The sequence below is a fragment of the Pseudanabaena sp. BC1403 genome (assembly GCF_002914585.1).
Taxonomy (GTDB): Bacteria; Cyanobacteriota; Cyanobacteriia; order Pseudanabaenales; family Pseudanabaenaceae; genus Pseudanabaena.
In genome coordinates this window covers 1-10,462 of the sequence record NZ_PDDM01000053.1, presented here as the reverse complement: position 1 = coordinate 10,462, position 10,462 = coordinate 1, and the positions used below count along the sequence as shown (strand labels likewise).

Here is a 10,462-nt window from a genome sequence, read left to right as displayed (position 1 = left end):
TTCTGATATCTCCCTCCTGTTTCTATCCTTGCTTTTTTCCTATTCTAATTATTTTGCGCTTCTTTTTGGGAGCGGAATGTGGGTTACTGATGACTCGTATCGATGATTGGTCTGGCGATAAAATCTCAATCACCCAATCTGGAGAAATAGAAAATACATTCTCAATTTCTCCTTCCGCATTAATAGGCAATCTCTCCCATCGAAATACTGCTACGTCTGGCACAATTGACCGATTCCCAAAGGTACAACGCAATTCTGGTAAGGCTAAAGCTATTTGTTTGTCTTCGGTTGCAGCATTAACGGTGTTACAAAATTTAAGCTGAAGTCGAGAATGTTGACCTTGGGGCATAGGCTTCTGATAAATCGAACCGTCAATATATTCGCTAGCAGGTTTCGTTTCTGGTAGAGTCAAAAAGCGATCAAGGGTTATTGAGGGAATAGTTTGTGTGGCGAGGGTCATGGTTAATCTACTTTAATCATTGACGCTGACTTTTATTATACTAGCTAAAGAATAGGATGAAATGGCTTGTTCGCTCAAATAGCGATTGCCCCCGAAGGACTGATTGCTGCTTTAGCTTTTCGATCATGATAGGATCTATATCTTCAATTATAGGTTTGGCAGTAGTTTGAAGATTAACTGTAATTTGAGTAGAGCACTGTAGAATGAAGGCGATCGCGCAATGCACTCTATGCTGTTCTTCAAGTTCTGAAACCTTTTGTAAAGTTAAACTCAAGATAATGGAGATAATTTGTTATAAATTAATAAGGTTAAAAGCAGTAAACCTGAGAAAGAAGCAAAAATGAATCAAGAAAACGAGTCAGCCAATAGTCACATAGAAGAATATCTAGACTACTACTGCGGATTAACTGAATCGCCTAAATTTGCTGTCTTACTAAAAGGTCAATGGGGAGCAGGGAAGACATGTTTTATTAAGCAATACTGCGAAAAGAATACCAAAAAAAAGATCAGCATATTTAAAGATCACGTAAATGCTGAATTATTATCTGAAGTTTGGCAAAACATAAATATAGTGGCTAAACTTTGGAGGAAGCTTCGTAAAAAGGAGCAAGTGTCATCTAAAAAATTTCTATATGTCAGTCTTTATGGACTAGATACTCTTTCAGCCATAGACGAAGCAATATTTCAAGAATTACATCCTTTATGGGGTTCTGAGCAAATTAAGATAGCAGGTAATATCATCAAAGGGTTTATAAATGCTTCTATTAAGATAGATTTAAATGCATCATTGAATATTAAAGCCTTAGATATTCCTAGAAACACAAAATGCTCAAATAATAAAGGAGTTAACAGAAAAGTTTTGATCTTTGATGATTTAGAACGCTGCACTATAAATATATCTAATTTACTAGGTTATATCAATCAATTCATAGAACATCAAAACTTAAAAGTAATTCTAATCGCTAATGAAGTTAAATTAAAAGAAAGAACTCCTGACTATGGAGACATGAAAGAAAAATTAATATGCAAGACTTTTGAAGTTGTTTTTGATTTTGAAAGTACATTAAATGAATTATTAGTTAAGGAAAATACAGACATCAAGGAATTTTTATCGCAAAATATCGATTTCCTAAAGAATATATATAATCTGACAGAATGCAAAAATCTAAGAATCTTAAGGCAAATAATTTTAGACTTTAAGAGGATTTTCAAAGAGCTACCAGAAAAAGCGAAAAATGAGCCTAAAGTTTTGAAGGATATATTGAAGTATCTTACACTTTTATCTATTGAAATTAATCAGAGCAAAATACATTCTAACGATATCGTTAAGCTGGCAGATGAATGTATAAGTCAACTTGCAAAATCTATTCCAGTCAAAGCACCACAATACTTAATGACTTCTTATAAGCTAGATAAGAATAGTAATGGTGAGAAAACACTAGAAAGAATAGATTTGTATTTAAAACTTGAATTACATAGAGCATTCCCAAGTCCTAAATGGTGGGAAATATTTTTTGATAAAGGTGAAATTAAATCAGAAGAATTAAATACTCTAACATTAGAAAAGTATTTTCCAGAGAATCAGACTACTTCTGATTGGCGTAAATTGTATAAATTTTATAGACTTACTGATCATGATTTTGAGGATTTACTTAAAAAAGTCGAATTAGATTATAGAGACAAAAAGTTTTTAGATTTAAGAGAAGTTAAACATGTATTTGGGATTTTCTTAACACTCTCAGACAAGAAACTTTATTATAAAAACAAAGTAGATATCTTGTCAGAAGCAAAAGCTTATGTTGATCATTTAAACAAATGTAATAAAATCAAACCTCTACCTTACTCAGCAAATGATGATATCTATGGTAATAAATATGGAGATATTCCATTCTATGGATTCAACGAATTTAGAGAATTCAAGGAATTAGACTCCTATATTTATAGATTACGAGAATCTTTAAGAGACAATAATCTACCTAATGATGCAAGAGACTTACTCAAAGTAATGAGCAGTGATTCAAATGGCTTATCTAAAATAATTCAGTTTAGCGAAATACTAGAATCCGTTTATTATAAATTTCCTATTCTTAACCATATAAATGTAAATGATTTTGTTGATAATTTAATGTCTATGGATAGCGAAGAAAAACAATATATTTTCCAGACGCTAGAAATACGATACAGCAATATCAATGATCAGTTATTAGATGAAACTGAATGGTTAAAACATTTGCGAAATACTATTGATAAAAAAGCAGAATCTATAAAAGATAGTCTTCCACTTAGCAGTAATATTGTAATAAGACTTAACAGAAATTGTCTAGACAAAATAATCATTAAGTTAGACATAGAAAATAAAATTAAGTGGCTATATTTTTTGAATCAGATAATTTTAGATTCATCAAAATCAATTAGTAATAATTTTAGCAGGTATATTTTGCAGCTAATTATTCAAACATACCAAGACAGTCTAAATGAAGTGATTCTATGGTTAAAATATATAAATATATAGAACTTATATTATTGATGTAAATATTTAAAAATTAATTAAAATTAAAATAATCATGAAGATTAAATATATTAGTGAATTATCTACTCATAGATACAAAAATCTAGACATTGAAAATGGATGTAAGTTAAGTAATAGTTTGAGCGTATTTGTAGGTTCAAATGGCTCTGGCAAAAGTAATTTTATTGCTTTATTAAAATTCTTAAAAGATGGTATTTTAGATGAACCTTTATCGGACAAAAATGGCATTACAAATTTAATAAAAGCTATATCAGAGTTGGGCGACTCTAGAATGCTAAATGCAGCAGACTCTCCACCAGAGAAAGTAGATTTAATATTTACATTTGCCATTGATGATTTTATTAATATCGAAGTAAACTTCTATTTGTCAATTCTATGCTCTTCCAAAAGATTTCCACAAATTCATACAGAATCATTGTCTGTATATAAGCCCAAAAAAGATGTCAAACCTTTATACTATTACCAATTTCCATACAAATCAAACGAATATGGAGCTATTTTTGATACTGAAGATGGTTTACATTTAAGATGTACTAAAGTAAACGAAATTCCATCTAATGAAATTGGTTTAACTATTATGCCAAAATTACTAGAGGGTATAAAAGATCTACCAAAAACAGAAACTCTATTTACTATTCGTCGCCAAATCATTAATCTTGTCTCTGATTGGCGATTTTATAGTGCTAATAATATGAATCTAAAAAGGATTCGTAATGCAGAACCAGAAATCGGATCTCCAGAGAAATATCTCAATCCTGACTGTGAAAACCTAGCCCTAGTCCTAGACAACCTCATCCAAGAAAGCATCGACTTTGAAGACCAACTCAACGTCATCATGCGCGACATCGTGCCACAAACAAAACGAATTCGCCCCATCAGAACAGGCAGAACCAGAATTAGCATTGAATGGCATTTACAAAATACCAAACGTCCTCTATACCTTGATGAAATGTCCGATGGCACAGTTAGAATGTTGTGCTGGGCAATCATTCTCAACTCCCCTAACTTACCCTCCCTCATCGTCATTGACGAGCCAGAAGTCGGCTTGCATGTTCAATGGTTGAGCTACCTTGCCGAATGGATAAAAAACGCCGCCGCTAGAACACAGGTGATCATTACCACCCATAGCCCCGACCTATTGGATAAATTTACAGACAGACTAGAGAATGTCCATGTCTTTGAAGCCTCCAACCCAGAGCAAACCTTATTCCATGTCAAAACCCTATCCAGAGAACGCCTCCAAGATCGTCTAGATGAAGGATGGGAGCTTGGAGATCTGTATCGAGTAGGTGAACCTGAAATTGGAGGCTGGGCGCTGTGATCGTATGGGTATTTGCAGGAGGTGGACAATCAGAAATATCTGGACTACTTCCCTACTTACGCAGAGAATTTCCAAATTGTGACTTCCAAAGAGTGACACCAGTTAGTAATAAGGAAGGAATAAAACCTAACAAATTAGGGGCAAAACCCAAGACAGATCGAGCATCGCAAGGCTTGACGGGTAAATCATTGCTCAAAGAAATTGAAGAGAGATTAAATCATAAATTTAGATTAAACGATCCCATGTGCGATCTCATTTTGATTTTTGACGATCTCGACTATCCACCCCAAGGCATTAACGATCCAAACGATTTCTGTCAACAAAAATCTCAAGAATTTGTAGATATCCTAGATCGGGTATGGAAAAACAACCCCAACATTCCGCCAGTCAATCATATTATCGGATTCGCCAAACCAGAATTAGAGTCTTGGGTGATAGCCGATTGGGAGCAGAACTTAGCAAGAGATCCCGAATTTCGCGATAAATGTAAGGCAATGCAGCACTGGCTCGTAACCGATCGCCAACTATCCTTTAGCAATCCTGAAAATTTTGGGCTAGATCCCGCATTTCCCCAGAGCTATCACCAAAAGCTTTCCAACGCGATTATCCAAGCCTCAGAACAAAAAGAAGGAATGAGATATTCCAAACAACTGCATACTGCCCGTTTTATCAGGCGACTTGACTCTGCGATCGCCCAACAAAAATGTCCAGAATTCCGCAAATTTTTTACCAACCTATCACGTCTCACAAGTCCCTCAAAAAGCTAACCGCTAGCAGCTATACCCCATAGACTACAATCTTAGATGAATTAAGAATTTAAGCATCATGTTTCAACCCCAAGCCGCAATCATCGCTGACAGCATTAACTTAAATGGCGATCGCCTGACCACCTTTGTGCTGACCTACCACCGCATGATTCACTCAGAATTCATGACCCATCGAATGCTCAGCAAAAACAGCAGCAGCAGTCGCGCCATTCCCGTCGAGAAAATGATCAAACTCGTCGAGAGTCAAGAAGTCTATCCATTACATTGGGGCAAAAATCAAAAGGGAATGTCCGCCCAAACCGAAGTTACAGAAGACGAGATGCAAGCAGCATCAGCAGTATGGCAAGAAGCCAGACTTGATGCGATCCGTCATGCGCGGAGATTGGTAGAAATTGGCATCCATAAACAAGTAGTCAATCGCCTGTTGGAACCATTCTCCACGATTACCGTAATTTGTTCGGGAACCGAATTTCAAAACTTTTTTGAACAGCGCTGTCATCCTGACGCTCAGCCTGAAATCCAAGTTCTTGCTAATAAAATGAAAGCTGCCTATGATGCGAGTCAACCGCAGCAACTAACCGCAGGTGAATGGCATTTACCGCTAATTAAACAAGAAGATATTGACGAAATTAGCGATATTAACGAATTGGTCAAAGTGGCAGTAGGACGCTGTGCGCGAGTCAGTTATCTCAATCATGATGGGGTGCGTAGTCTCGCCGATGATGTGAAACTGCACGATCGCCTATTAACTTCTAAACCCGCTCACCTATCACCCTTTGAGCATGTCGCAAGCGCCCTTCCTAATTCCGAGAAACGAGCCAATTTTACTGGCTTCCAAGCCTATCGATTCGATCTAGAACGGAATAAGAGGAATTAAAGAGGGGAATTTCTTTGCGGAAAATCTCCTTAAGATATTCCCATAAAACAAAATCCCTGTAGGAACAGGTTTATCAACAAGTCAATGCTTTACCCATAGATTTATTCCAAAACCTGCCCCTACGCATAGGTATTTTTTCTTGGGAATCTCCTAATCTTAGTAAATAACCACCAAAATCCTCAATGTCCCGTACCAAGACAGTTAAACCTCTAAAAAAAGGATTTTCCCGATCGCATTCTCCGATCATTTTAAGCGCTTGTTTAATTGTCAAAAACGAAGAACAACGCTTACCACAATGCTTGGAGAGTCTGCGATCGCTTGCCGATGAAATCATTATCGTCGATACAGGATCGAGCGATCACACCGTTGCCATTGCCAAGAAATATCAGGCGCGAGTATTTCACTTTGAGTGGTGTGATGACTTCTCACAGGCGCGGAACTATGCGATCGCACAGGTTAAAGGTAAATGGATTTTAGTAATTGATGCTGATGAGGTTCTGGAACAAAGTGAGATCGCTACTTTGCAAGAGGTGATGCAGCGAGAAGACTGTCTAGCCGTAAATCTTTTGCGATCGGAAATTGACGCAAAGCAAGCTCCCTATTCCTTAGTACTACGCCTATTTCGCAATCATCCTGCGATTAAATTTACAGGGTTCTATCATGAATCCATCGATCAATCGGTGGTAGCCTTGCAAGCGCAAGAACCTGATTGGCAAGTGCTAAATGTAGAAGTTCCAGTTTTACTGCATTACGGCTATACGGATAGCGAGATTCAACTTAAGCATAAGTATGAGTTTGCTAAACAATTGATGCACAAGCATTTGGAAGCATTTCCTAATGATAGTTATATGCTCAACAAATTAGGCGCTTTGTACATTAGTAGTCCTCAAGATCGCGATCGCCATTTGGGGATTGAGCTATTGCAAAAGGGATTAGCCTTACTTGACGATGCCGAACAACAAAGTTTAATTCGCTGTGAGTTACATTACCATTTAGGGCTTGCCTATCACCAAAATGCAGATTGGGAACTAGCCAAAAACGCCTATGAGAAAGTAATTGACCTAGATGTTCCTAACCTTGTCAAACTTTCCGCTTATCTCAATTTAGGGAATATCTATCAAGAACTCCATCAAAAAGAAGCGATCGCCTATTTTGAAAAGGCAACTCAAATCGCTCCTAATTTCGCCCAAGGACATTTTAATTACGGAATTGCACTCAAAACTTCAGGACGTTTTACAGATGCGATCGTCGCTTACCAACAAGCAATTACACTCGAACCTAACTACGCCGATGCCCACCAAAATCTAGGTGTCGTGCTGATGAAAGTAGGCTATTTCCCCGAAGCGATCGCCTCCTTCACAAGGGCAATCCAACTCCATGAACAGCAACAAAATTATGAAACTGCGGAAATATTGCGATCGGCTCTACAAGAATTCAGGTAAGGGCAATTCATGAATTGCCCTTACCTGAATTCTGCAAGTATTTAATCTGTTCGGCAAGATTTTTAGCTAACAATGCGCGATTAGGACAAACGGATAAACCCGCATTGCGTAAAGCCTCAGATGCCCATGTATTGCAGTTAAACAAAGAAAAATATCTTGGCACAGCCGCATAAAAACTACTAACCCCATATTGACCTTTGCCAATTGTCGCCATGCGATCGCCTTTCTCATTAACCGCAAAAGTCTGCTTCACATAAGCAAATAAATTTTGAAATCCCGCTTCGGATAGCTCTATCGGCAATACAGGAAATTTAAAAAACTGCGTAGGAGATTCCGCAAAACTTACCACATGCATGACGCTATCCGATGGAATAAATACCGCCCTTAGCATTGAGAGAATAGACTGATCACCCGCAAAATAAAACTGGCGATCGCCCCATCCCACTTCCACATAGGGAGCATCTTTCCATTCTTCTGCACCAAAAGCTTCTGGCTTTTGTTGCGCCCATGCTAATCCCGAATGCCAATCATGATGGACAAAATAAATCGTGCGAGTTTTAACATTTGAGACAGGTGGGAACAGCCCCGCAGTTGGGCTAGGGCAATAGAAAAAGTAACTGGCGATCGCGATAAAAATCCCTAGCAATATTCCTAGAAAAATGGCGATCTTCTGCTTACGTGTCACGTTTCGATGGGTGTCATCAATTCTTGATTAACTCTTGTACAATAACACCCAACAAAACCAAAAAGAGAGTTGCGGCGCGAAGCGCCGCAACTCTCTTTTTGGTTTTGTTGGGGCGCGGCTTTGCCGCGCCATAAAAAATTGTTTTTGTATTGACGATCGTACTAATTTAAAGTTACTATAGTGAGTTCGGAATTCCAAAACTGTAAAGCCATGCCGCTACCGATTGTTGCCGTTGTCGGTCGCCCCAATGTGGGCAAATCTACGCTCGTAAACCGTCTGTCGGGAGAGCAATATGCGATCGTCTTCGATCAACCTGGTGTAACCCGCGATCGCGTTTATCGCGAATGTTTCTGGGGCGCACATGAATTTCAAGTCGTTGATACAGGTGGACTAGTATTTGACGACGAGACTGAATTTTTACCAATGATTCGCGAACAGGCGGAGATTGCCATTCGTGAATCTGCTGCTGTGATTTTTGTTGTTGATGGAATGGCAGGGATTACCGATGCTGACGAGCAACTAGGTGGCTGGTTGCGTCGGCAGAATATTCCTGTGTTATTGGCTGTAAATAAATGCGAAGGCTCAAAATTTGGACTATCACTAGCCGCTGAATTTTGGAACCTAGGCTTAGGTGAACCAATCCCAATGTCGGGAATTCATGGCAACGGTACAGGCGAATTATTAGATGAGTTAGTTAAGCATCTACCCGCACCCGAAGAAGTAGTCAAAGAAAGCGACGAAATTAAAGTGGCGATTATTGGTCGTCCTAATGTCGGTAAATCCAGCTTGCTCAATGCTTTCATCGGCGAAAATCGCAGCATTGTTAGCCCCATATCGGGCACAACTCGCGATGCGATCGATATGTCGGTCGAGCGTGATGGGAAGAAATATCGCTTAATTGATACTGCGGGAGTGCGCCGTAAAAAGAATATTGATTATGGCATTGAATTTTTTAGCATTAACCGTGCGTTCAAAGCGATCGGACGTTCTGATGTAGTTCTGCTAATCATCGATGCTCTTGACGGCGTTACTGATCAAGATCAAAAGCTAGCAGGTCGGATTAATGACGAAGGCAAAGCTTGCGTAATCGTGGTCAATAAATGGGATGCGATCGAAAAGGATTCCTACACCATTTACGACTACACCGCCGATGTGAAAAGCCGCCTGATGTTTGTGGAATATGCACCGATTATCTTTGTCAGTGCGGTGACTGGGCAGCGAGTCGAGCAAATTCTTGAACGTGTAGATATAGCATATGAACAGCATAAGCGCCGCGTCCCTACGGCGATTTTAAATGAAGCTCTCAATGAAGCGGTTACATGGCACGCGCCACCCACAAGTCGCGGCGGTAAGCAGGGCAAAGTATATTACTGTACCCAAATTTCTGATAGTCCCCCAACCGTAATTCTGTTCGTCAACGATCCGCATCGTTTCAACGATAACTACAAGCGTTACATCGAAAATCAGTTCCGCAAAACTCTCGGTTTTGATGGGACACCGTTACGATTTATCTGGCGCGGCAAAAAAGATCGCGAAGTCGAAAAATCGAAAAACTCAGCATTGAGATAAACAAAAGGGACGCAAAGCGTCCCTTTTGTTTTGGTTATAATTTTACAAGCAGTAAAGGTTGTTTAACATGACAAGCCAGATAGTTAGTAATTTAACCGTCGATGAACTCAAAGATGTAATTGCCAGTTTCGTAGAAGAATATGAAGACAAAGTGTCAGATGCTCGCAGCCAACTAAGGCAAGTAGAAAACCTTTTAGGTTCTTTGCCTAATGTTAACCAAGATAATCCTTGGCTAAAAATGGCTGGTATGCACAAAGATAATCCCTTATTTGAAGAAGTAACTGCATCTATGGAAGCCAATCATCAAGACGTTACTGATGGGGAATTGAATTAGATGAGTTTGTGGATACTTGATACTAACCATGTGACTTACCTACAAAATTCTCATCCTAATGTTTTGCAACGTCTTTCTACTGTTAATCCAAAAGATGTAGCTATAACCGCAATTACCGCAGAAGAAAAAATTCGTGGTTGGTTCAAGTTTATGGACGTAAACTCTGATCGCTGTATCTGGGCTTACAAGGGTTTTAAGGATACATTGACATATTTTAAAAAGGTTAATGTTATGGATTTTGATGAAAATGCATACCAAATTTATCGAGATCTCAAAAAGAAATTAACCAATAAGGTTGCTACAAAAGACTTGCAAATTGCAGCGATCGCGCTTTCTGTGAATGGCATAATAGTTACAAGTAATCTCAAAGATTTCTGTAAAGTACCTGACTTAGGAATGAAAAATAAATAACTTATGCATTTCAGTTATTTTGAGGAATGGCTCTATAATTCCATTTAGGAAGATATTCATCAAAAA

General features: G+C 38.5%; 9 protein-coding genes and 1 pseudogene. 8 read left to right on the top strand and 2 right to left on the bottom strand.

Annotated features, from left to right (window positions below; genetic code table 11):
- Nucleotides 1–82: 82 nt before the first annotated feature.
- Nucleotides 83–460: pseudogene (locus tag CQ839_RS24240) on the bottom strand (Uma2 family endonuclease); the annotation flags it as partial.
- Nucleotides 461–800: 340 nt separating this feature from the next.
- Here CQ839_RS24240 and CQ839_RS24235 point away from each other — a divergent pair.
- The 5 genes from CQ839_RS24235 to CQ839_RS24215 all read left to right on the top strand — a co-directional run bounded on the left by CQ839_RS24235 (nt 801) and on the right by CQ839_RS24215 (nt 7,397).
- Nucleotides 801–2,972 (top strand): P-loop NTPase fold protein, encoded by a 2,172-nt coding sequence (locus CQ839_RS24235; protein WP_103670874.1) that lies wholly within the window; start codon nt 801–803, stop codon nt 2,970–2,972.
- A 52-nt stretch (nt 2,973–3,024) separates the two neighbouring features.
- Entirely contained in the window at nt 3,025–4,311 is a 1,287-nt protein-coding gene (locus CQ839_RS24230; RefSeq protein WP_103670873.1) for an AAA family ATPase, read from the top strand.
- Complete coding sequence (locus tag CQ839_RS24225) at nt 4,308–5,078, top strand: DUF4276 family protein (protein WP_103670872.1); 771 nt, start codon at nt 4,308–4,310, stop codon at nt 5,076–5,078. Before CQ839_RS24230 ends, CQ839_RS24225 begins: the two co-directional genes overlap by 4 nt.
- A 58-nt stretch (nt 5,079–5,136) precedes the next feature.
- Nucleotides 5,137–5,955: an FAD-dependent thymidylate synthase gene (locus CQ839_RS24220; RefSeq protein ID WP_103670871.1), complete on the top strand. Its 819-nt coding sequence runs from the start codon at nt 5,137–5,139 to the stop codon at nt 5,953–5,955.
- 182 nt (nt 5,956–6,137) lie between these two features.
- Complete coding sequence (locus CQ839_RS24215) at nt 6,138–7,397, top strand: glycosyltransferase (RefSeq protein WP_103670870.1); 1,260 nt, start codon at nt 6,138–6,140, stop codon at nt 7,395–7,397.
- Nucleotides 7,398–7,404: 7 nt separating this feature from the next.
- Here the strand turns inward: CQ839_RS24215 and CQ839_RS24210 are convergent, their stop codons facing one another.
- A complete protein-coding gene (locus CQ839_RS24210; protein WP_103670869.1) occupies nt 7,405–8,082 on the bottom strand; it encodes a DUF2459 domain-containing protein in 678 nt (225 codons plus the stop codon).
- A gap of 210 nt (nt 8,083–8,292) precedes the next feature.
- Here CQ839_RS24210 and der point away from each other — a divergent pair, with 210 nt between their 5' ends.
- The 3 genes from der (at nt 8,293) to CQ839_RS24195 (ending at nt 10,396) form a co-directional block, all read left to right on the top strand.
- Nucleotides 8,293–9,651: a ribosome biogenesis GTPase Der gene (der, locus tag CQ839_RS24205; protein ID WP_103670868.1), complete on the top strand. Its 1,359-nt coding sequence runs from the start codon at nt 8,293–8,295 to the stop codon at nt 9,649–9,651.
- 67 nt (nt 9,652–9,718) lie between these two features.
- Nucleotides 9,719–9,985 carry a hypothetical protein gene (locus CQ839_RS25375; RefSeq protein ID WP_181016331.1) on the top strand — a complete coding sequence of 89 codons (267 nt, stop codon included), beginning with the start codon at nt 9,719–9,721 and terminating at the stop codon, nt 9,983–9,985.
- The gene (locus CQ839_RS24195) at nt 9,986–10,396 is read left to right on the top strand and encodes a type II toxin-antitoxin system VapC family toxin (protein ID WP_103670867.1); all 411 of its coding nucleotides are present in this window, start codon (nt 9,986–9,988) and stop codon (nt 10,394–10,396) included.
- Nucleotides 10,397–10,462: the final 66 nt, after the last annotated feature.

Excerpts from the sequence above, each read along its gene's own strand:
- CQ839_RS24220 (WP_103670871.1), top strand. The coding sequence starts at position 5,137 with ATGTTTCAACCCCAAGCCGCAATCATCGCTGACAGCATTAACTTAAAT.
- CQ839_RS24195 (WP_103670867.1), top strand. The coding sequence starts at position 9,986 with ATGAGTTTGTGGATACTTGATACTAACCATGTGACTTACCTACAAAAT.
- CQ839_RS24215 (WP_103670870.1), top strand. The coding sequence starts at position 6,138 with ATGTCCCGTACCAAGACAGTTAAACCTCTAAAAAAAGGATTTTCCCGA.
- CQ839_RS24230 (WP_103670873.1), top strand. The coding sequence starts at position 3,025 with ATGAAGATTAAATATATTAGTGAATTATCTACTCATAGATACAAAAAT.
- der (WP_103670868.1), top strand. The coding sequence starts at position 8,293 with ATGCCGCTACCGATTGTTGCCGTTGTCGGTCGCCCCAATGTGGGCAAA.
- CQ839_RS25375 (WP_181016331.1), top strand. The coding sequence starts at position 9,719 with ATGACAAGCCAGATAGTTAGTAATTTAACCGTCGATGAACTCAAAGAT.
- CQ839_RS24235 (WP_103670874.1), top strand. The coding sequence starts at position 801 with ATGAATCAAGAAAACGAGTCAGCCAATAGTCACATAGAAGAATATCTA.